Source organism: Amycolatopsis roodepoortensis, assembly GCF_014873915.1.
Lineage (GTDB): Bacteria > Actinomycetota > Actinomycetes > Mycobacteriales > Pseudonocardiaceae > Amycolatopsis > Amycolatopsis roodepoortensis.
Window position 1 is genome coordinate 2,375,902 of the sequence record NZ_JADBEJ010000005.1, and the last position, 20,840, is coordinate 2,396,741.

Sequence of the window (20,840 nt, forward strand, 5' to 3'; positions counted from 1 at the left end):
AGATCGGCACCGGTACCGCCGAACAGGCCATCCCGGGCTGCCGGAAAGGGCGGGTTCACCCGTTCGCCGGATCAATTCACCGGAATGCAAGGTACTCAACAGGGAATGAAAACCACTTGGGACACCATTTTTTGCCAACCTCTTACATGACGTAGAGTAATCGATCGCTCGCAGTTTCACCACCCTCGAAGCCACGCCATCGTCGCAGCTCACCCTGGGATCGATCATGGCGAAGCTGCCACCGGAAAATGCACAACCTTGTATCGTGCGAATCAGATTCACTCTTACGGGTTTGCTGGCTACACTGAGAGTTACCGTGTTTCTGGGGAAGAGGAGGTCGGAGTGATCCGAGTCCTGTTGGCCGAGGACATGCACCTGGTCCGCGGCGCCTTGGTGGCCCTGCTGAATCTCGAACAAGACATCGAGGTCGTCGCGGAGGTGGGTTCCGGCGACAAGATCCTCCCGATGGCGGCGGAGTACCTGCCGGACGTCGCGATCATCGACATCGATCTGCCCGCCAAAGACGGGATCACCGCCGCTTCCGAACTCTGCCAGCAACTTCCGGACGTCCGCACGCTGATCCTCACGTCGCTCGGCCGTCCGGGCACCGTACGCCGCGCGCTCGACGCGAAGGTCAACGGCTTCCTGCTCAAGGACGCGCCCGCCGACAAACTCGCCAACGCGGTCCGCTCGGTCGCCACCGGCCGCCGGGTCATCGACAGCGAACTCGCCTTGTCCGCATGGGAAACCGAGGACTGCCCGCTGACCCCGCGGGAGGTCGAGATCCTCCGCCTCGCCGCGAACGGGCGCACGGTCGCCGACATCGCGGCGGAACTGTTCCTGTCTCCGGGAACCGTCCGGAACTACCTCGCCACCGTGGTGACGAAACTCAACGCCCGCAACCGGGTGGACGCCATCCGCATCGCCCGCGAGTCGGACTGGCTCTGACCCGGTTCGCGTCTTCTCTTTTGCCACAACCTGTTCAGTGCTCCAAGTCGTGACGATCGCATACGGGGCAAAGAAAAAATCACGGCCCGCCGGGTGTTTCCGGCACTGTTCCGAAGGTTCCGCCTCTGTCACTGTCATTGAGGGGGAGTCCGGAGGGGCAGGGGATGCACGCGATGACGATCGAACCGGGTGACACGGTCGCCTCGACCGATGCGCCGCACGGCGTGCGCGCGCGTCTCCTCGGCCCGCTCGAACTGCACGTCGGTGCCGCCGATCGCGCGCCGAGCACGCCGAAACTCCTGCAACTGCTGGCGATGCTGCTCATCCGCCCCGGCAGGACGGTCCACGTCGACTCCCTCGTGCACGAGCTGTGGAACGAAGCCCCGCCCCGCAGCGCCCGCCGGGCCCTGCACACCTACGTCCACCACCTCCGGCGTCACCTCGACCCCGGCGGCACCGGCGATCTGCTGGTCACCAGCCCGCCCGGCTACCGGCTCGAGATCGACGCGGGTGTGGTCGACGTGGCGGAATTCCACCGGCTCCACCGGCTCGGCCGCGAACTGCTCGAAGCAGGCGACGACGCGGCGGCCGCGCACGCCTTCCGTACCGCATTGGACCTGTGGTCCGGCCCCCCGCTGGCGAACATCCACTGTGGACCGACCCTCGCCGCCTACACCGTCTATCTGCTGGAGGAGCGGCGCGATGCCCGTGACCTGTGGATCGAGGCCGAGATCCGCGCCGGCAGGCACCGGGAGATGCTCGGCGTGCTGCGGTCGCTGACCACCGCGGACCCGTTCGACGAAACCCTGCACGCCCACCTGATCCGCGCACTGGGGCTCAGCGGACGACGCAGCGACGCCCTGGCGTCCTACGAGTGGCTGCGCTCCAGGCTCGAGGACGAACTGGGGGTGAAACCCAGCGCCGAACTGCGAGAGCTGCACCGCGAACTGCTTTCCGAGGGACACCCGGTCCGCTGACCGCGCACCACCGCCACCACCAGATCCAGGAATATGAGGAGTCAAGCATGACCGCTCGCACCTATGGCCAGTTCTGCGGCCTCGCCCGCGCCCTCGAGATCATCGGGGAACGCTGGTCCCTGCTCGTGATCCGTGACCTGGTGCTCGGCCCGAAACGGTTCGACGAGCTGCAACAGGGCCTGCCGAAGATCCCGATGAGCATCCTGTCGACCCGGCTCAACGAGCTGGAGCGGCACGGCGTCGTCCAGCGCCGGGTGCTCTCGCAGCTCGACGCCGGGGTGGTCTACGAGCTGACCGAGTACGGCAACGACCTCGACCAGATCGTGCTGCAGCTGGGCCTGTGGGGCGCCCGCTCGCTCGGCGACCCGACGGCGGACGACCTGTTCACCCTCGACTCGGCCGTCCTGTCGCTGTACACCACGTTCCAGCCGGACGCGGCCCGCGGCGTCCACTGCGCGTTCGAAATGCACTACGGCGGCGAGATGGTCGTCCACGCGGTGGTCGAGGACGGCGCGCTGACCGCGGGCGAGGGCCCGCACCCGGACCCGGACCTCGTCATCGAGCCGCGCGGCCCGGTCATGCTGAAGCTCCTGAACGGCGAGATGGACGCCGCGAGCGCGCTCACCAGCGGCGCAGTGGCGGTCAAGGGCGATCCGGAGAAGCTGGAGCTGTTCACCCGGATGTTCCACATCCCCTCGGCGCCGGCGAAGTCCGAAGGGCTCGTCACGCACTGAGGACGTTTCCAGCGGCGGGACCGGGGACACCGGTCCCGCCGTTTCCTATTCGAACCGCGAGGTGTCGCCGGCGCCCCGCCGCACGATCTCCGGTTCCCCCGACGAGAAATCGATGACCGTGGTGGGTTCGACCCCGCAGTCACCGGAGTCGATCACCGCGTCCACCACGTGCTCCAGATGTTCCTTGATGTCCCAGCCCTGGGTCATCGGCTCCTCCTGGTCGGGCAGCAGCAGCGTGCTCGACAGCAGCGGCTCGCCGAGTTCGCCCAGCAGTGCCTGGGTGACCACGTGGTCCGGGATGCGCACGCCGACGGTCTTCTTCTTGGCGTGCAGCAGCCGTCGCGGAACCTCCTTGGTGGCCGGGAGGATGAACGTGTAGCTGCCGGGCGTGGACGCCTTGACCGCGCGGAAGACCGCGTTGTCCACGTGCACGAACTGGCCCAGCTGAGCGAAATCCTGGCACACCAGGGTGAAGTGGTGGCGGTCGTCGAGTTTGCGGATGCTCCGGATGCGGTCGATGCCCTGCTTGTTCCCCAGCTGGCAGCCGAGGGCGAAGCAGGAGTCCGTCGGATACGCGATGAGCCCGTCTTCGCGCAGGATGTCGACGACCTGTCCGATCGCGCGCCGTTGCGGATTTTCCGGATGTACGTCGAAATACCTGGCCATGCGCAGAGCTTAAGGCCACCCGTTCCCTTCCGCCCGCGAGGGCGCCGCGTACACAGTGGATCTCCGCGGCGCCCGTTCCCGGACGCCGCGTCTTCCATCGTGGCATGTTCCGCGATGAACGGGGTGGTGCGAACAACCCACACCCGTGCGGGTGAACGCCGGAGTTTTTCCCGTCCCCAGCAGGGAAAGCGTCTCCCTGTTCGCCGTTCTCCCGTCGTCCGAAGGACCGGCCCGGGTAACGAACATGGGCTATGATCCGAATCATAGCGATGGAAGGCCGTGTCACGGCCCGGGCCGTCGCGAGGGGGGGACGCGACCAGATCGAGCCGTCTTTCTGTTACCACTGGGGTGCCTGTGCCGGACCAGCTCGCTGTGACCGCCGAACCTCTCGGAACCGCCGGTATCGACCGGCGTCCTCGCCGGGCGCTGTTCCTCGCCGGGCTGGTCATCACCGTCGTCTTCGTCAACGCCTGCCTCTTCGGTCTGCTCGGCGTCCTGCTTCAGCCTGGGATGGACCTGCAGCACGGCTTGCTGGCCGTGCTGTACGTCGGGCCCGTGCTCGCGATCCAGCTGCTGTACTTCAGCCGTCCGGCGATCCGCCTGGACACCCGGCTGGCGAAGGCGACTCTGGGGGTCCAGACCGGTCTCGCCTATCTGCCGGTACTGCACTTCGACGAGGCGCTGACCTCGCTGACCACCATCGCAGCGGGCAGCTCGCTGCTGATCCTCCGCCCCCGGGTCGGCTGGCCGGTGTTCACCACCCTCATCGCGGCCACGTCATGGATTCTGTGGTTCTATGCCGACTCCGCGCTCGGAGCGACGATCGACACGATCAGCGCGGTGGTCTACGGACTGGTCACGTATCTGCTGACCTGGCTCGCGAGGCTGGTGAACGAACTGCATCAGGCCCGCACCGAACTGGCGAGGCGGGCCGTGGCGGAGCAGCGGCTGGCCTTCGCCAAGGATCTGCACGACCTGCTCGGGCTCGGCCTGTCCGCGATCTCGCTCAAGGGCGAACTGGTGCACCGGCTCCTGCGCAAGTCACCGCGGCGGGCGCGCGAGGAACTGGCCGAGATCACCGGGATCGCGCAGCGCACGCTGTCCGACGTGCGGTCGGTGGCCAGGGGGTACCGCGAGCTGTCGCTGGACAAGGAATCGCGCACCGCGGTGTCGTTGCTTTCAGCCTCCAACGTCGCGGTGCGGGTCGATCTCGAGCAGGTCGAGCTGCCGGTGAAGCTGCGCACCTTGCTGGCGAAGGTGCTGCGAGAGGGCGTCACGAACGTGCTCCGCTACACCGGCGTCCAGCACTGCGAGATCGCCGTGCGCGCCGGCGAGGGCCGCGTCGCGCTGGAGATCGTCCACGACGGCACGGCACACGAGGACGTCCCGGCGGAGACGGCCGAGAGCCTCCGCGAGGTGACGGACGAGGTCATCGGACACGGCGGGACGCTCAGCGCGGGTCCCGACTCGGCCGGACGATGGCGCCTCCATGCCGAACTGCCGGTGCCCGAGCAGGCCGACCCCGCCGAAGCAGCACTGGCGCGGAGTCCCAGTCACTGGTCCCGGATCGACGCCAGGAACGTCCAGTGGATGCTGACGGCGGTCTTCATCGCCTTCGGTCTCTCGGCCATGTCCCGGGTGTTCAACCTGACCGGGGACGGCTGGCGCATCGCGCTCATCGCCGGCCCCATCACCGCACTCGTCACCCTGCAACTGGCCTATTTCGCCCGGCCGAACGTCCGGCTGCGCTCACGGCGGAGCTACGCGCTGCTGTTCGTTCAGGCCTGTCTGGTCTTTCTGCCGCTGATCCCGCTCGGACACGCCTGGGTGAGCCTGCCCAGCCTGTTCGCCGGCACCGCCCTGCTGGTGCTGCCGCCGATCGCGGGATGGGCCGCGTTCGCCGCGACGGTCGCCGGGCCCGTGCTCATCCGGATCGATTCCGGCGCCGGCTTCCTCGACGCGTTCAACACCTTCGCGTCCCAAGTGAACACCGGCCTGATGGTCTTCGGGCTCATCTGGCTGACCCGGCTGGTGACCGAACTGGGTGAGACCAGGAAACGGCTCGCCGAGGTCGCGGTCGCCGAGGAACGGCTGCGCTTCGCCCGCGACCTGCACGACCTGCTCGGCATGAGCCTCTCGGCGATCGCGCTGAAGAGCGAGCTGACCAGCCGGATCATGGACATCGACACCACGCGGGCCTCCGACGAGCTGCTGGAGATCCTCGGCCTGACCCGGCAGGCACTGACCGACGTACGCTCGGTGGCGAGCGGCTACCGCGAACTGTCGCTGGACAAGGAGTCGCGGTCCGCACAGGCGGTGCTGACGGCCGCTGACGTCCAGGTGCGGCTGGAAATGGAGCACGGGGATCTGCCTGCCCCGGTGCGCACGGTGCTGGCCGTGGTGCTGCGCGAGAGCGTGACGAACGTGTTGCGGCACAGCAAGGTCGAACGATGCGAGATCGCGGTGCGGCGGGTCGGCAACGGGGTCGCGCTGGACATCGTCAACGACGGTGTCGAAAACGGGCGACCCCAGAATCCGGACAAGCCCGCGCGGGTCGAGGTCGCGGGCAGTGGCATCACGAACATGTCGGATCGCGTCGCCGGGCTGGGCGGCGAGTTGACCGCCGGTGTCGAGGCCGACGGACGGTTCCGGTTGCGTGCCGTCGTGCCGGTCTAGAGCACGGTCCGGCACCGCTCAGATCCAGCCGGATTCCTTCGCGATCCGGATCGCGTCGACCCGGTTGCGTGCGTTGAGCTTCGCCACGATCGTGGTCAGGTAGTTGCGCACCGTTCCGGTGGAGAGGAACGCCTTCGCCGCGACCTCCAGGGTGTCGCGGCCCTCCGCGGTCAACCGCAGGACGTCGATCTCGCGCGGGGTCAGCGGGCAGTCCACGGTGTCCCAGGCGGCCAGCGCCAGCTCGCCGTCGACCATCCTCCGTCCGGCGGCCACCCCGCGCACCGCGTTGGCGAGCTTCTCCGCGGGGGCGTCTTTCAACAGGAAACCGTTGACCTTGGCCGCCAGCGCCCGGCGAAGGGTGCCCGGTCTGCCGAGGCTGGTCAGGATCAGCGTCCTGACCTCGGGAAGCTGCTCGTGGATTTCGGTGGCCGCGGTGAGGCCGTCCTTGCCTGGAAGGTCGATGTCGATGATCGCGACCTGGGTCCGCGAACTCCGCGCGGCGGCAAGGATCTCGTCTCCGGACGCCACTTCGGACACCACTTCGATATCCGGCTCCAGCCGCAGGAGCGCTACCAGCGCCCCCCTGACGATATGCATGTCCTCGGCTATGAGAACTCTGATCACCATCGGCGCCGCCCCCTCCGCGCACGCTGTCCCCGTCACCCAACCTAAACACGGCCAACCGGAATGCGTTCCACCATTCGAGTGATGAGTCGGCTCTGCCACGAGGTGTCCGGCTTGGTGGATTACGCGGCGAACGAGTTACCCGGATACGAGTTCCGCACTCAGTGGCGACTTTCCGTAATCTCACAAAGCCGACCGCCTCTCACGTTCGCGACGTGAGAGGCGGTCGGCGGAGCGGTGGCCGGTTTCAGCTCGCCTCGGCCAGCGGCGGAGGGACCTCACAGGTGGTGAAACAGCCGAAGACCTGCCCACCCTGCCGGTTCGACCAGTTGTCGAACCGGTCGATCACCAGCTCGACCTGGTGCCCGGCCGAAGTGGTGTCGATTCCCCGGACAGCGAATAGCGAACGGACGTTGTCGGTCACAGCGTTCTTCATCGAAATGGCTCCCAGGCTGGTCGGGTGTTCTTGTTCGATGAGGAAATCGTGCCTGAGCACCCGGTTCGCAGCCAGTGTCGTGCATCATCGCGGGAATGTGCTTTTTACCTACTCCGGAAGGTTCTTCCGACTGCGCCGTTCCCGCGATCAACGCCATCGAATGGAGCAATGTGGACGGTCGCCGATGACGGAACGTGGTCGACCGATCTCATTGCGACACGATCACCGATAGTCATCGGAATACCCCGGACAGACCAATCCACGCGTCCACTGTGGACAGAGGTTTCAAGAACCGAGCAGGGTCGCCAGGCCGGCGTATCCGCCCTCTTTCAGGCGCACGCCGGACGTCTTCGCGTACGCGGCGTCGGCGCGGATCCCGAGCCCCTCGACCATCCGGTTCATGAAGTTGAACAGGGCGCACACGAGCACCGCGTCGTGCAGCGCGGCTTCGTCCCAGCCCGCCGCGAAGACGGCCTCAGCGTCCTCTTCGGTCACCTGGGACGGCGTACGCGTCAGCTTGCCCACATAGGCCAGCACGGGCTTCATGCGCTCGTCCACGGGCGCGGAACCGAGGTCGGCCAGTGCGGCGGTCAGAAGTCCTTCCGGCACACCGAAAGCCTCCGCGGTGACGGTGTGGACCCCGTGGCAGTAGCCGCAGTCGTTGACGCCGGAGACGTAGGCCGCGATCAGTTCCCGCTCCCCCGCGCCGAACGCCGACGGCGCCCGCATGATCAGCTCGTGCAAGTCCAGCAGCTTCGCCGCCGGAGCGGGAAACCGCTGGAACACCTGCAGCAGCGTGGCGTCAGTCGGCAAAGACCCGAGATAGGACATCTTGTGCGCTCCCCTGTTCCGGCGACCGCAGGGTCGAGGCGGACCGGACCGCGTCGTCGATGTCGTCGCGCCGCAGCCAGCAGGCCGCGAGGCAGGACACCGATGCCGGTCCCAGCCCGGTCACCGTGGCGGTGACGCGCGCGGTCGCGTGTTCCCATTCTCGGCGCAGGGAACCCGCCGACGTCATCTCCGGACCTGCTTCGATCAGCGGGCGGACCGCGCGCCAGCGGAGGATGCCTGCCTCGACCAGCGCTTCGGTGCGGAGGTCGAGCGCGTCGTGCCGGGCCTGGTCCACGGCGAGGGCGACCAGCGCGGGCTCGTCGGCGATCCGGGCGAGCCCGACGCCGGCGAGCAGGCGTTCGGCGTCTAGCCCCAGCAGGATCACCCCCGCCTCGGTCGAGGGGGCGTCGTCGATCGACGGGAGGGTGAAGCGGGAGTCGTAAGGCTCAGACACGGGCGACGTCCTTCGTGGCCGTCCGCAGCGGGAGGTCGCGCCGCAGGTTCTCGGCGACGGTGGCCGCGACCCGCGCGGTGGCGACGCGGTGACCGTCGATGTTGCGGGCGGCGGGCCCCAGTGCCATCCCCGCGGCCGCGCCGACGGCGAAGACCCGGGGCGCGCCGAGGTAGGCGAAGGTGCGTTCGTCCAGCCGCGGCCAGCCGCCGCGGTCGAGGACGGCCTCGTCGGGCATCAGGCCGTCCCCGATCGACGGCGTGGTGCCGAGCGCCAGTACGGCGTGGTCCACGGACACCCGCGAACCGTCTTCGAGGTGGAGGCCGACACCGGTCGTCACCTTCGTGATCGCTTTGCCGCGATGCACGATCAGCCTGCCTTCGGCTTCGGCCGCTTCGAGCATCGGGCGGAACTCGAACATGATCGACGCGCGCCGGAACCGGCCCATCAGTTCGAGCCGCTCGGACCAGCTCACGCCGTCGAAACGAGCGCGGCCTTCGGGCCGGAAGAACGACGAGTTGACGTCGGCGCATTGGTAGCGTTCGCCCGTTTCGCGGACCACCCAGTGCACCTCGCGGCCCTGGGCGAGACCGTTGGAGATCAGGTGCGCGGCGGTGAGGCCGGCACCGACGACGGCGAGCCGGTTCCCGCCATCGGGAACGGGTTCGTCCCAGTAGCTCACGCCGCGCGGCGGACGGCCGCCGCCCCACCAGGTGTCCGGGGCGGACCGGCGCTCCTCGCCGAGGCACAGCACGACGTGGCGCGCGGTGACGGAGAACCGGTCGGCGCGCACGGTGACGGCGTCCGAGGACACCCCAGCCGGCAGCACTTCACGCACCGAACCGCGCCAGGTCCGCTCGGTGACGTGATGACTCGCCGCGAGATGACGGCAGTAGGCCTCGAAGACGTCGACGGGGACGACCGAGCGGTGCCCGGCCTGGGCCATGCGGATCTCCCGGCGTTCCACCGGGGTGAGCACCGACCAGTGCAGGCGGGCGAAGTCCAGGAGTTCGCAGTCGCGGTACCCCTCGACGCCGGGGTGGTGTTCGTACGGCGACCGCAGCACGCGCTGGCCGAGCAGATCGATGCGATCGAAGAACCGGCCGCAGGGGCGGCCGTCGCGGTCGACGACGACGAGGTCGGTCACGCCGTGGTGCCACAGCGCGGAAGCGACCGCGAGCCCGGCCGGGCCCGCCCCGACGACGACCACGTCGGCGGCGGACGGCGGTTCGGCGGTGACCGCCGCGCGGGTGCCGGGGAGTACCGGCCACTCACGCCCGCGCGGCGATTCGAGGAGATGGGGTTCCGGGACGAAGGTGATCACCGGTGTGCTCAGCCGATCACGGTCACCGGGACGATCAGCTCGATCACGGGCCGCTGCTTCATCCCGTTGCTGATCATTTCGTCCAGGGTCTGCTGGGACTGCTCGGCGGTGTCGGTCGCGATCGGGCTGTAGCGGGAGTAGGAGTAGGTCGGCTTCCGGCCGCCCGCGTCGAGCGAGTACACCTTGAGCACCGCTTCGCCGGGGCGGACTTCACCGTCGTAGAAGGTGAGGCGGCGCTGATCCGGCGTCATGAACGACTTCGAGAACTGGCGGGAAAGGACGAGCGTGTCGGCGTCGTTGACGAAGGTCGAGTCCTCGTCGGTGACGACCTGCATCGCGACCCAGGTCTTGTCGGTCAGGTTCGTCTCGGACTTGATGACCTGCCAGCGGCCCGGCTCCGGGAGATTGACACTCACCGAGATGTCGTGATCGGTGGTGTCGATCGCCCCGGAGATCATCAGCACCCGCCGCCGGACGTCGGCGACGCCGGCCATCTGAATGTCACGTGCGCGTACCCGAGTGGAAACATCCAATCCCGGGAATTCAGGTGATGACATCTTTCACGCCTCCCAGACCTCGATATCGCAATTCAATCCCCGGCATGATCCCCCCAGCCGCAAACACCGGAAGAATTTCACGCTGAACTGGACGATGTCAAGATGAGGAACACATGATCCACTCCCGCCGGGACTGGGCCGTTCGGCGGTACCCGGGTCAGGATTCGTCGGATTCCTCAGCCCAGGCCGCCGCGGGAGTGCCCTGCTCCAGCGCCCCGACGTAGACGATCTCGAACGAGGAATCGGCACGATCGATCCCGATACGGAGGACGAGATCGTGTTTCACCAGAAAAAGAAACTGATGCGGTTCCCTGCTGTCGCCGAAAATGTCGTAGATGAGGAAGGCGGAACCGTCCGCCACCGCGAAAAGCGCCTCGTAGACGACATTCCGGTCGGCCTGCGGAGCATTGATCGCCCATTCTTCCAACACCTGCAAACCCGACGTGAGCTGGAGGCGCATAGCCATCCGGAGGCCTCCTCGTGGTCTGGTCGGTTCGCGGGCGATCTTCATCGTCGCGCGCGCGATACCTGATGGTCTTCTTCGTCCGTGCGCCGTACCTAGTTGTAACCGAGGACGATGTGCTCGGCCGGGAAATCGTTTTCGGGGGCGCGCCTCGGCTCTGGGACGACCGCCTCCGGGACGGCCTCCGCGGCCCCGCGCGGGTCGAAATCATCGGTCACAACCCAAATTCGCACCTGTGCCGCCATGACGTTCCTCCCGGCCTTCGATGAACGACTCACTTGACAACCAAGGATGGACCCCTCCGATCGTGACGCGCTCGAGGACGGGCCGAGATCTCGGTGAGCAAAGGAAAAGTGGCCGCCGAAGGGCCGTCGGTAGTGCCCTTGAGGTACCTCGAAACCCAGGGAGCGCACCATGACCGAACGCCTCGACCCGTACGAGATCTACGCCGACGACGAGGTCGATGTCGATTTGCTCGGCCTGTCGTGGCCCGACCCCGCGGTCCCCGAGCAGCGGGATCGGCAATGAGCGCCGCGGCGCGGCAGCGGACCTGCGCGGCCTGCGGGGGCCCGTTCGAGCCTGGGGAGCGAACGGGTCTGGAGGCCGTGCTCGACGGAGGGATCCTCTACGTCGCGGTGCACGCCCGCCACAGTACGTATCCGCCGCGGCGGGAGATCGAGGCGGCGCGACGGCTCGCATGAGCACGCGTGAGCCCGGGCAAGGGGCCGTTTACGCCCGGACGCCCACGAGGGACAGATGGCCACCCTGGAAAACAGGGTCCCGGACCGGCTCATGGCCCGACCCCGCCGCGAAATGTCCACAAAGGACACTTCTAGCCGATTGTGCGCCCGGTTTGTGCAACGATGTCCGGTTCGCGCGGAGATCGTGAGTGAAAAAGAGCGCTAGAACGACCATTGCCACTCACGACCCCCGCGCAAAGCGCCTAAACCGGACACGAATGACCGGATTGCGTCCTTTGTGGACAGGTAGGGTACGTGAGGTTTGACTTACCCCTCAATAGCCCCTTTTGTCACTCACGACCCCGCACCAAACTAGCGCAGCGTCGAGGTACGCCAAGTCGGCGCGGCGAGCGGCGACCAGGCCGAGCGGGCCGGCGCCGCGGGCGGGGGCGCGACGGAGGCCAACGCGGTGAAGACGGCCACGAGGGCCGCCAGTTCGGCGTCTTCCGGGTCCCCGCGCAGGACCCGGAAGACGGGCGCACTGTCCACTCCGGACGGTGACATGGTTCCCCCGTTCAGATCGGGTGGTTGCCGTGCTTGCGCTGGGGCGCCGCCTTTCGCTTGTCCTGCAGCATGTCCAGCGCCCTGGCGACGGCGGACCGGGTGTCCGCGGGGTCGATGATGTCGTCGACCAGCCCGCGTTCGGCCGAGTACTGCGGGTTCATGAACTCCTCGGTGTATTCGGCGACCAGATGGGCGCGCAGCGCGTCCGGATCGGGCGCGGCGGCGAGATCCTTGCGGAACAGCACGTTGACCGCGCCCTCGGCGCCCATCACGGCGATCTGGTTGGTCGGCCACGCCAGCGAGAGATCGGTCCCGATGGACCGCGAGTCCATCACGATGTACGCGCCGCCGTACGCCTTGCGCAGGATCACCTGGACGCGTGGGACGGTCGCCTCGCAGTAGGCGTGCAGCAGTTGCGCCCCGTGCCGGATGATCCCCGAGTGCTCCTGTTCGACCCCCGGCAGGAAGCCGGGGACGTCCACGAGCGTCACCAGCGGGATGCTGAAGGCGTCGCAGAACCGCACGAACCGCGCCGCCTTCTGCGACGCCGGTCCGTCGAGCACGCCGGCGAACACCACCGGCTGGTTGCCGACCAGGCCGACCACCCGCCCGTCGATCCGCGCGAGCGCGCACAGCACGTTGCCCGCCCATCGCTCGTGCAGTTCGAAGAACTCGCCGTCGTCGGCCAGTTCCGCGAACACCTCGCGCATGTCGTACGGCTTGTTCGGCTCCACCGGGACGAGTTCGGCGAACCTGGGCCGCCGGTCCCTGCCCGCGTCCTGCGACGGCTCGCGGGGCGCGGGCTCCAGGTAGTTCGACGGCAGCAGCGACACCAGATAGCGGACGTCGGCGAGGCAGCTCTCCTCGTCGTCGTGCACCACGGTCGCCACGCCGGACGACGCGCCGTGCACGTCCGCGCCCCCCAGTTCGTCGTGGCTGACCCGTTCGCCGGTCACGGTCTCGACGACGTCCGGCCCGGTCAGGTACATGCGGGCGGTGTCGCGCACCATGAAGACGAAATCCGCGAGCGCGGGCGAATACGCCGCCCCGCCCGCGCACGGCCCCAGCACGACGCTGATCTGCGGGATGACGCCGGACGCCTCGACCTGGCGGCGGAAGATGCCGCCGTAGCCGTCGAGCGCCATGACGCCTTCCTGGATCCGCGCTCCCCCGCTGTCGTTGAGGCCGATCACCGGCGAACCGGTGGCGATCGCCAGATCCAGCACCTTGTGGATCTTCGCCGCGTGCGCCTCGCCGAGCGAACCGCCGAAGACGGTGAAGTCCTGCGCGTAGACGAACACCCGCCGTCCGTCGATGGTGCCCGAGCCGGCGACGACGCCGTCGGTGTACGGCCGGTTGTCCGCCAGCCCCAGCCCGCTCGCCTGATGCCGCCGGTACAGCTCGATCTCGGTGAAGGAATCCTCGTCCAGCAACAGTTCCAGCCGCTCACGCGCGGTGTGCTTGCCGAGCGAGTGCTGCCGCCGGACGCCGTCGAGCCGCCCGTCGACGATGTGCTCGCGCAGCTCGTCGCGCTGGGCGCGCAGCAACGGCATCGTCGGTTGCGGTGGGTGCACGGGCTCGGCGCCGCGGGCGAGGGGGATCACCCGCCCGTCGGTCGCCCTCGGGACCCGGGGGCGCCGCAGCCGGTCCTCCGGCAGCGGCACCACCTCGGAGTCCTCCGCGCGTTGTGCGCCCGGATCACCTTGCAGGGTCACGCCGCGTCCCGTAGCCGGGCATCGCGCTCGAGTTCGTCAAGCTCGATCTCGCGCACGATGTCGCGCCAGCACACCCCCCGCCCGAGGCGGGGCATCGTGGTCACCACTGGCGGCCGCTCGACCGTGGGCGCCGGGGCGGGCGGGGTGGATTCGTTGATGGTCATGACGTTTTCCTCTCCTGTCAGGCCGATGCCCGGATCCGGCCGTCGATCTGGTGGTAGCCGCCGCTGTAGAAGACCAGCGAGTCCTGTGCGGTGCCGCGGCTGGAGGCGACCACCTTGCCGAGGAAGATCGAGTGGTCACCGCCTTCGTAGACTTCGGCCAGCTCGCATTCCAGCCACGCCAGCGCGCCGTCGAGCAGCGGGGCGCCGGTCTGCGGCCCGGCCGTCCAGTCCACCGAGTCGAACTGCGCGAGCCCGGCCGGACGGCGCCAGTCGGCGAAGTACTTCGCCAGTTCCTTCTGATCCGACGCCAGGACCGTGACCGCGTACGAACCCGCCGTCACGATCGCCTCGTGCATCCGGGCCGCGCGGGAAACGCAGCACAGCACCATCGGCGGCTCCAGCGACACGGACGTGACGGCGTTGGCGGTCATCCCGTGGGCCCGTTCGCCCCCGGCGGTCAGCACGGTGACCCCGGTGGCGAACTGGCCCATCACCTCCCGAAGGCCGGCCTGCGCGGACAACCGGCGGCGGGCCGCGGGCGACGGCAGGCGTTTCAGCACGGGCCGCGAGGGCTCGTCCGGTGTGCCCACGTCATTCCCCCTTGCCGTCGACCGCGTACGGGGCCAGCGCCTCGCGCAGCTGTTCGGGCACCCTGCTGGGCACCGTCGCCGTGTTCGGGCCGCGCATGCACGCGATCCGCTGCCTTCCGCGGGCCACCAGCCGCTCGCCCTCCTCGGTGAGGTGGACGTAGTCGAAGGTGAACTGGACCTGGGTCTGGGTCAGCTCCTCCAGCCGCAGCCGGATGGACAGCTCGTCGAACGCGGTGATCTCCGCGTAGAACTCGCAATCCACCTTGAGCGTGAAGAGCTTGAGGTCGTCGCGGACCTCTTCGAGCACCGCGGGCGCCTTCTCCTTCAGGAACATTTCGCGGCACCGGCCCTGCCAGCGCACGTAGTTCACGTAGTAGACGTTGCCCACCAGGTTGGTCTCTTCGAACCCGACGGTGTGCAGGATCTCGTAGTAGTCGGCCATGTCAGTTCTCCTCTCCCTGGAGCACCGCGAAGACGACGGGATCGGTCCGGTCGTTGACGGTCGTCACCCAGGTGGCGATGCGGGCAGCGCCGTGGGAAAGCACCGCCCAGCCGTCCGGGTCGACCCGGTGCACGGTGAGCGCCTGTGTCATGTCCCCGGTCTTGCGCACGCATTCCAGCGCGCTCCAGACCCGGGTGTGCGCGACCGAAAGCGGCTCGCGGGCGTCCGCGGCGAGCAGTTCGCCCACCGACAGCAGATCCTCACCGAGCAGCCCCGCCCAGTCCTCGGGCGTCCGCTCGATCGCGGTTTCGACGTCGCACGCGACCTGGCCGCTGCCCGCGATCGCGAGGGTGAGGTCGGAGCTGTGCGACGCGCTCACCTCGACCCCGTCGGCCTCCGGTTTGCCGTCCGGGCGGTAGCGGATCTCGAGCGGGGCGTCGACGGCGCGGCCGGCGGCCAAGGCCGTCTGTGCCCGCCGTTCCGGCGTGGTCTCCACCGAAACGCCCACCGGGTCCGGTTCGACGACGATCGCGCGGGACGAGCCGAGCAGCCGTTCCACGGAACGCTCCAAATAGGACCCGAGCATCGACGGAACCCAAGGCCCTTCGCCGTCCCGCTTGCGCACCGCGCGCAGCTTCAGCCCTTCCCACCGCTCGACCAGCTTCCCGTCGGGGTTGCGGACGTCGAGGTCGTAGAGGTAGCTGTCGCCGTCCTGCGAACGTTCGCGGGCGTCGAGGAGCACGTACTCCGGGTCCTGCTCGCCGGGTTCGGCGAGGTACAGCCGCTCGATCCCTTGCGGCAGCAGGGTCGCGTCCGGGACACAGCACTGGATGGCGTGCATCATCGCGTCGCGGGTGCCCGGGTCGGCCAGCAGCTTCTCCTGCGGGAGGAACGGCGCGAACCAGTCGACCTCGGCGCCGGTCGCGATCTCCGCGACCGCGTGCCGCGCGCTGGCCCGCCGGTATCCGGTGACCCGCTGGAACCGCTTGCCCTGGAACAGGACCGTGCCGTACAGCTCGGTCGTCGGGTCGACCGGGACGGGCGGCAGCGCGACGTCGCGGACGACGGTCTCGCCGAGCGGATCCGGCCGGGAGAACCGCAGCCGGGCCCGGAAGTGGTCGGCGCTGAACCCGGTCTCGCCGCTGCGCAGCACCACGTCCACCGTTTCGGCGTCCCTGGCCAGCGCGGCGAGCCGGATCGTGGTCGACCCGCCCGGCGAGACGATGATCGGGCGCAGGAACTCGACGTCGGAGAGCACCGGCGCCGGCAGCGTTTCCGCGCCGAGGGCGGCCTTCGCGACCTGGGTCATCGCCTCCATGCCGATCACCGCCGGGAACAGCAGCTGACCGTCGAGCAGGTGGTCGGCCAGATACGGGTCGCTGCCCGCGGACAGGTCGGCCTCGGTGATCAGCTCGACGCCCGGGTAGTGCACGACCGCCCGGTCGACGAAGCGGGTCAGCGGCAGTTCGCGCTTCTCCACCGGCAGGGTGGCCAGGCCACCGGTCCGGCCGCAGACGACCAGCACCGACGGAGCGGTCGGATCGCCGACGACCTGGCGGAGGATCTCGATGCCCTCCTCGGTCGGGATCGGGGTGATGCCGTCGCGCATCAGAGCGCTGACGACACCGAGCTTTTCGCCCATGCCCGTCCCCGACCAGACCGACCATTCGAGGGCGATCGCCCTGGCCTGGGGGTGCTCCTGGCCGAACCGCACGGTCAGTTCGGTCATCCAGTCGTTGGCCGTGGCGTAGTGCGCCTCACCGCGCAGGCCCGCCCGGCCGATGATGCTGCCGAAGGTCACCAGCAGCTTGATCTTGTCCTGGTCGACGGCGTCGAGGACGGCGTTGAGACCGCCGATCTTCGGGGCCAGCGTCTTGCGGAAGCTCTCCTCGGTCAAGGAGAACAGCGCGGCGGGCTCGTTGCGGCCCGCGCCGTGCAACACCGCGGTGACCGGGCCGAACTCGGTCTGCACGCGGCCGATCGCGTCGGCCACCTGACGGGCGTCGGTGACGTCGGCGCGTTCGTAGCGGTAGGTGATGCCCGCCGCCGCCATCCGGCCGAGGTTCTCCGACAGTTCGGCGTCGTCGGCCGGGTCGCTCCGGCCGAGCAGCGCCAGTTTCGCGCCGGAGTCCTGGGCCAGCGCCAGCGCGCTCTCGGCGGTGATGCCCTTGCCGCCACCGGTGACGAGCAGGACGTCTTCGGTCCCCAGCGGGGTCCCTTCGGCCTCGGCCGGGGTCAGCGCGGCGAGCTTCGGCACCGTGCGGATCCCGGCGGCGTCGTAGCGGACCTCGCTGAAGTCGTTGGTCGCCGCCACTTCGGCGACCACGGTGGACACCGCGGCACTGACGGCCTCGGGGTCGACCGGGCCGACGTCGGCGAGATCGACGATCGTGGTGCGGGCCGACGGGTCCTCCAGGCGCAGCGTCTTCGCCAGACCGGAGGCACCGAGACCGTGCTGCACCACGACGAACCGCGTGCCGTTGGGCGCGGCCAGCACGGCGCGGCCCGCGTCGAGGAACAGGCCGACGTCGCCGGAACCGCTGTCGGAGTTCAGGCAGAGCAGGACACCGTCGCCGACGCCCGCGGTGGCCAATGCCGCGCGCAGCGGCTCCACCAGCGGATGGCCGTCCGGCGCGAACGCCGTCCACTCGGCGGTGGACAGGCCCGGCGTGAGATCGGGCGACGGCTTCGGCGCGACGACGTACTCGACCCCGAACGGCCGCACCCACGGTCCGACGCCGGCGACCTCGGCCTGGTTGTTGTCGGCGGGTTTGGCGGTCTGGGCGAGTTCGTCGATCATCTCGGCGAGTTCGCCGAGACAGACGGTCGCGAAGTTCGGCATGCCCTCCAGTGCGGGGCGGCCGAGCGCCCGGGTCACGTCGTTGACGAGCTGGCCGACCGTGATCGACGAAAGGTGCAGGTCGTCGAGCGGATGCGTGTCGGCGGTGACCGCTTCGAGCGGCAGTTCGACCCGCTCGGAAGCGAGCTTGCGCAGCAAGTCGAGGGTGCTGCTGCCACCGCTCTCCGAAGCCGTTCCGGCCGGGGCCTCGGCGGGCGCGGCGGGGTCGGCGACCCGGTCGCGGGTCAGGTCGGCACCGATGGACGGCGCGGCCTCACACGGGCTGGTGAGGAACGAGAACTCCCCGTCCACCGGCAGCGTCCGCACGATCCGGCCGTCGAACAGCGCGGAGGTGTTCAGCGGGGCGCCGAACGCGAACGCGGCGCCCGCGACCTTCAGCAGCGCGGCCAGCTTCGGGCTGTCGGTGTCGATCGCGAGCACCGGCGTACCGGGCGCGATCTCGCCGACCAGACCGGTGAGCACGTGGCCGGGGCCGACCTCGATCACCAGGTCGCTGCGTTCGGCGACCTTCGCGGCCGCCTCGCGGAAGCGGACCGGCAGGACCACCTGGTCCCGGAGCAGATCGCGCAGGTCCTCGGCGGCGTGCAGGACGTCACCGGTCACCGTCGAGACGACGGGCCGGTCGAGCCTGGCGAAGTCGAACGCGGCCAGCTCCTCGGTCATCGCCTCGGCGGCCGGGACGACCGCCGGCGAGTGGAACGCGTGCGAGACGTTGATGCGGGTGGCGGTGACGCCCTCCGCCCGCGCACGGGCGACCACCCGGTCGATCGCCTCCGACGGTCCGGAAAGGACGGTCTGCTCGGGCGCGTTGTAGCCCGCGATGACGACGTCCTCGCCCTCGGCGAAGCGCTCGGCGACCCCGGGGCCGGCGGCGATCCCCGCCATGGCGCCGTTGCCGTCGCTCGCGGTCGCCATCACCTTGCCGCGGATCTTGGCCAGCTTGAGGACTTCGCGTTCGGTGAGCGCGCCGCCCCAGTGCAGGGCGGTGAGTTCACCGAGGCTGTGACCGGCGACCGTCTGTGCTTCGATGCCGAGGCTCTTCAGCACGCGGAGCCCGGCGAGCGAACCGGTGACGATGCGCGGTTGCGCGACCTCGGTGGCGACCTGGTCGGCGCCGGTCGAAAGGGCGGCCGCGCGATAGATGTCGTCGGCGTGGGAAAAGCGCTTGCGCAGCGCGCCGACCGTGCCGCGTCCGGAACCCTGGCCGGGGAACAGGAAACCGATCTTCGGGTCCTTGCCGCGGGAGCCCGCGAAGATGCCGTCGCCGGTGGAGAAGACTTCCGGCTCTCCCTCCCCGAGGAGGTCGAGCAGCTTGGCCAGCTTGCGCTCGGCGTCCTCGGGATTGGTCGCGACGATCGCGGCGCGGACCGGTTTCCCGGACAGTTCCGCGGAAAGCGTGGCCGCGAGGTCCGCGAGCTCCGCCAGCGAGAGCTTCGGCACGACTTCCAGCAGACCGGTCAGCCTCCCGCGCAGCGAAGCGGCGTCGTCGGCGTCGAGGAGCAGCAGTTCGCTGTCCTGCCGTCCGGCGACCAGCGAACGGGTGCGCTCGTCGAGTTCCTTGCGCCGGGCCGCGCCCGGCGCCTCGGTGACGGTGACGTGCGAGTTGATGCCGCCGAAGCCCATCGCGGAGACACCCGCGCGGACCGGGTGGTCGGCGGGCCACAGCCCGGCCTCGGTCGGGACGTACATCCGCGCGGAGTCGCCGACCAGCGACTCGTGCGGCTCGTAGTGGCCGGTCGCCGGCGGGATGACCTGGTGGTACACCGCCAGCGTCGCCTTGATCAGCCCGGCGACACCGGCCGCGGCCTTGGTATGGCCGATGTTGCCCTTGATCGTGCTCAGCGCGGCGCGGTCGGCGAGCGGGTCGGCGTCGCGGCGGGCGGTGGAGAGCGCCTCGATCTCGGTGGCGTCGCCCAGCGCGGTCCCGGTGCCGTGGCCCTCGAAGTAGGAAACGGTTTCGACGCCGTAACCCGCCTTCTCGTACGCCCGCTGCAGCGCGAGACGGTGACCCGAGGCCTCCGGACGGGTGATGCCGCCCTTCCCGTCGGAAGAGACACCCCAGCCGCCGATGCTGGCGTAGATCCGTTTACCCTGCGCGATCGCGTCGTCCTCGCGCATCAGCACGAGCATGCCGGAACCCTCGCCGGGCCAGAAACCGTTGGAATCGGCGTCGTAGACCTTCATCTCGCGCTTGGCGAGCGCGCCGGTCTTGGCGAAACCGATCACCTCGAACGGGTCGATCGACAAGTCGACACCGCCCGCGATGGCGACGTCGAGGTCGCCCTCGGAAAGCGCGTTCGCCGCCGTGACCACCGAAAGCAGCGAAGACGAGCAGGCGCCGTCCACGGTGAACCCGCCACCGCCGAAGTCGAAGAAGTTGCAGACGCGGCCGGCGATCGTGTTCGCCAGCCCGCCCGCGAGCGTGTCCTCGTCGATCGCGGGGAACGGGGCCTTGTACTGCGCCTCGAGATCGTGGAGGAACTCGGCGGTGTCACTCTCGGCCCAGCCGCGCTCGGCCAGCGCCGCCGCGACCGTGCGGCGCACGTACGGCCAGCGCAGCCGCATGATGTTGGCGCGCGAGAACTCACCGGTGAGGCTGTTGCCGATCACGACGCCGGTCGCGGACCGCGGCAGCCCTTCGCCCTCGGGGAACCCCGCGTCCGCCAGCGCCTGCGCGGCGACGTCGAGCGCCAGCCAGTGCGTGGTGTCGGTCGAACGGAACGTGCTGCCCGCGACCTTGTACTTGATCCGGTCGAATTCCCAGTCGCGGAGGACCGCGGCCTTCTGGGCGTAGAAACGGTCCGGCGCCTTGGGGTCGGGCGAGTAGTAGTCCTCGCGGTTCATCCGCTCGTCGGGCAGTCTCCGGAACGCCCTGCGGCCGGCGAGGACGTTCTCCCACAGTTCTTCCGGGGAACCGGCGTCCGGGTATCGGAGACCGATACCGACAATCGAAATCCGCTCAACGCTCATGCCACCGCACTCCCCTAGCTCTCAACACTCAAGTCACGGAATCCGGTCCCGGCGCCGGGTTCTGTCCCCAGAACCGCGGCCGCCGTCCGTTCGCGCAGTCCGGTCAAGCATGAACCGGCGGCGGGTGTGAAGTCTTCTCTCTGGTTGTTGAAGGTGGCTCGCTGTCCG

The 20,840-nt window shown here is 69.2% G+C and carries 20 protein-coding genes; 5 read left to right on the plus strand and 15 right to left on the minus strand.

The genetic code is table 11. The features are described from left to right. Window positions 1–342: 342 nt before the first annotated feature. From H4W30_RS30575 to H4W30_RS30585, 3 genes are all read left to right on the plus strand, one after another. Entirely contained in the window at window positions 343–948 is a 606-nt protein-coding gene (locus tag H4W30_RS30575; protein ID WP_192745949.1) for a response regulator transcription factor, read from the plus strand. 164 nt (window positions 949–1,112) lie between these two features. Then, window positions 1,113–1,925 (plus strand): AfsR/SARP family transcriptional regulator, encoded by an 813-nt coding sequence (locus H4W30_RS30580; protein ID WP_192745950.1) that lies wholly within the window; start codon window positions 1,113–1,115, stop codon window positions 1,923–1,925. Between the two features lie 47 nt (window positions 1,926–1,972). Next, window positions 1,973–2,659, plus strand: a complete 687-nt coding sequence (locus tag H4W30_RS30585) for a winged helix-turn-helix transcriptional regulator (RefSeq protein WP_192745951.1) — start codon at window positions 1,973–1,975, stop codon at window positions 2,657–2,659. Between the two features lie 45 nt (window positions 2,660–2,704). Here H4W30_RS30585 and H4W30_RS30590 read toward each other — a convergent pair whose 3' ends face one another. Then, on the minus strand, window positions 2,705–3,325 hold the full coding sequence (locus tag H4W30_RS30590; RefSeq protein ID WP_005154159.1) for an L-threonylcarbamoyladenylate synthase: 621 nt from the start codon (window positions 3,323–3,325) through the stop codon (window positions 2,705–2,707). Between the two features lie 354 nt (window positions 3,326–3,679). Here H4W30_RS30590 and H4W30_RS30595 point away from each other — a divergent pair, with 354 nt between their 5' ends. After that, window positions 3,680–6,001 (plus strand): sensor histidine kinase, encoded by a 2,322-nt coding sequence (locus tag H4W30_RS30595; protein ID WP_192745952.1) that lies wholly within the window; start codon window positions 3,680–3,682, stop codon window positions 5,999–6,001. An 18-nt stretch (window positions 6,002–6,019) separates the two neighbouring features. Here the strand turns inward: H4W30_RS30595 and H4W30_RS30600 are convergent, their stop codons facing one another. From H4W30_RS30600 to H4W30_RS44325, 8 genes are all read right to left on the minus strand, one after another. Then, on the minus strand, window positions 6,020–6,628 hold the full coding sequence (locus tag H4W30_RS30600) for a response regulator transcription factor (protein ID WP_192745953.1): 609 nt from the start codon (window positions 6,626–6,628) through the stop codon (window positions 6,020–6,022). A 244-nt stretch (window positions 6,629–6,872) separates the two neighbouring features. Further along, entirely contained in the window at window positions 6,873–7,061 is a 189-nt protein-coding gene (locus tag H4W30_RS30605; protein WP_192745954.1) for a hypothetical protein, read from the minus strand. 285 nt (window positions 7,062–7,346) lie between these two features. Continuing rightward, window positions 7,347–7,892 (minus strand): carboxymuconolactone decarboxylase family protein, encoded by a 546-nt coding sequence (locus H4W30_RS30610; protein ID WP_192745955.1) that lies wholly within the window; start codon window positions 7,890–7,892, stop codon window positions 7,347–7,349. Further along, window positions 7,864–8,346 carry a DUF6187 family protein gene (locus H4W30_RS30615; RefSeq protein WP_192745956.1) on the minus strand — a complete coding sequence of 161 codons (483 nt, stop codon included), beginning with the start codon at window positions 8,344–8,346 and terminating at the stop codon, window positions 7,864–7,866. Before H4W30_RS30615 ends, H4W30_RS30610 begins: the two co-directional genes overlap by 29 nt. After that, window positions 8,339–9,667, minus strand: a complete 1,329-nt coding sequence (locus tag H4W30_RS30620) for an FAD-dependent oxidoreductase (protein WP_192745957.1) — start codon at window positions 9,665–9,667, stop codon at window positions 8,339–8,341. The genes H4W30_RS30615 and H4W30_RS30620 overlap by 8 nt, the downstream gene beginning before the upstream one ends. An 8-nt stretch (window positions 9,668–9,675) precedes the next feature. Next, window positions 9,676–10,161 carry a DUF6423 family protein gene (locus H4W30_RS30625; RefSeq protein ID WP_125792998.1) on the minus strand — a complete coding sequence of 162 codons (486 nt, stop codon included), beginning with the start codon at window positions 10,159–10,161 and terminating at the stop codon, window positions 9,676–9,678. A 220-nt stretch (window positions 10,162–10,381) separates the two neighbouring features. Then, window positions 10,382–10,690: a DUF6235 family protein gene (locus tag H4W30_RS30630; RefSeq protein ID WP_192746872.1), complete on the minus strand. Its 309-nt coding sequence runs from the start codon at window positions 10,688–10,690 to the stop codon at window positions 10,382–10,384. 92 nt (window positions 10,691–10,782) lie between these two features. Next, window positions 10,783–10,905: a hypothetical protein gene (locus H4W30_RS44325; protein WP_264082933.1), complete on the minus strand. Its 123-nt coding sequence runs from the start codon at window positions 10,903–10,905 to the stop codon at window positions 10,783–10,785. 306 nt (window positions 10,906–11,211) lie between these two features. On the opposite strand from H4W30_RS44325, the gene H4W30_RS30635 reads away from it, so the two are divergent. Then, the gene (locus tag H4W30_RS30635) at window positions 11,212–11,388 is read left to right on the plus strand and encodes an eL24 family ribosomal protein (protein WP_192745958.1); all 177 of its coding nucleotides are present in this window, start codon (window positions 11,212–11,214) and stop codon (window positions 11,386–11,388) included. A gap of 351 nt (window positions 11,389–11,739) precedes the next feature. On the opposite strand, the gene H4W30_RS30640 is transcribed toward H4W30_RS30635, so the two are convergent. The 6 genes from H4W30_RS30640 to H4W30_RS30665 form a co-directional block, all read right to left on the minus strand. Next, the gene (locus H4W30_RS30640) at window positions 11,740–11,931 is read right to left on the minus strand and encodes an acyl-CoA carboxylase subunit epsilon (protein ID WP_192745959.1); all 192 of its coding nucleotides are present in this window, start codon (window positions 11,929–11,931) and stop codon (window positions 11,740–11,742) included. An 11-nt stretch (window positions 11,932–11,942) separates the two neighbouring features. Then, window positions 11,943–13,484, minus strand: coding sequence for an acyl-CoA carboxylase subunit beta (locus tag H4W30_RS30645; RefSeq protein ID WP_225950489.1), 1,542 nt, complete (start codon window positions 13,482–13,484; stop codon window positions 11,943–11,945). Between the two features lie 158 nt (window positions 13,485–13,642). Continuing rightward, window positions 13,643–13,810, minus strand: a complete 168-nt coding sequence (locus H4W30_RS30650; RefSeq protein ID WP_185926945.1) for a DUF6222 family protein — start codon at window positions 13,808–13,810, stop codon at window positions 13,643–13,645. Between the two features lie 17 nt (window positions 13,811–13,827). After that, window positions 13,828–14,400, minus strand: coding sequence for a flavin reductase family protein (locus H4W30_RS30655; RefSeq protein ID WP_192745961.1), 573 nt, complete (start codon window positions 14,398–14,400; stop codon window positions 13,828–13,830). A 1-nt stretch (window position 14,401) separates the two neighbouring features. Then, window positions 14,402–14,842 carry an acyl-CoA thioesterase gene (locus H4W30_RS30660; RefSeq protein ID WP_192745962.1) on the minus strand — a complete coding sequence of 147 codons (441 nt, stop codon included), beginning with the start codon at window positions 14,840–14,842 and terminating at the stop codon, window positions 14,402–14,404. Window position 14,843: 1 nt separating this feature from the next. Continuing rightward, a complete protein-coding gene (locus H4W30_RS30665) occupies window positions 14,844–20,672 on the minus strand; it encodes a type I polyketide synthase (RefSeq protein ID WP_192745963.1) in 5,829 nt (1,942 codons plus the stop codon). Window positions 20,673–20,840 lie beyond the last annotated feature (168 nt).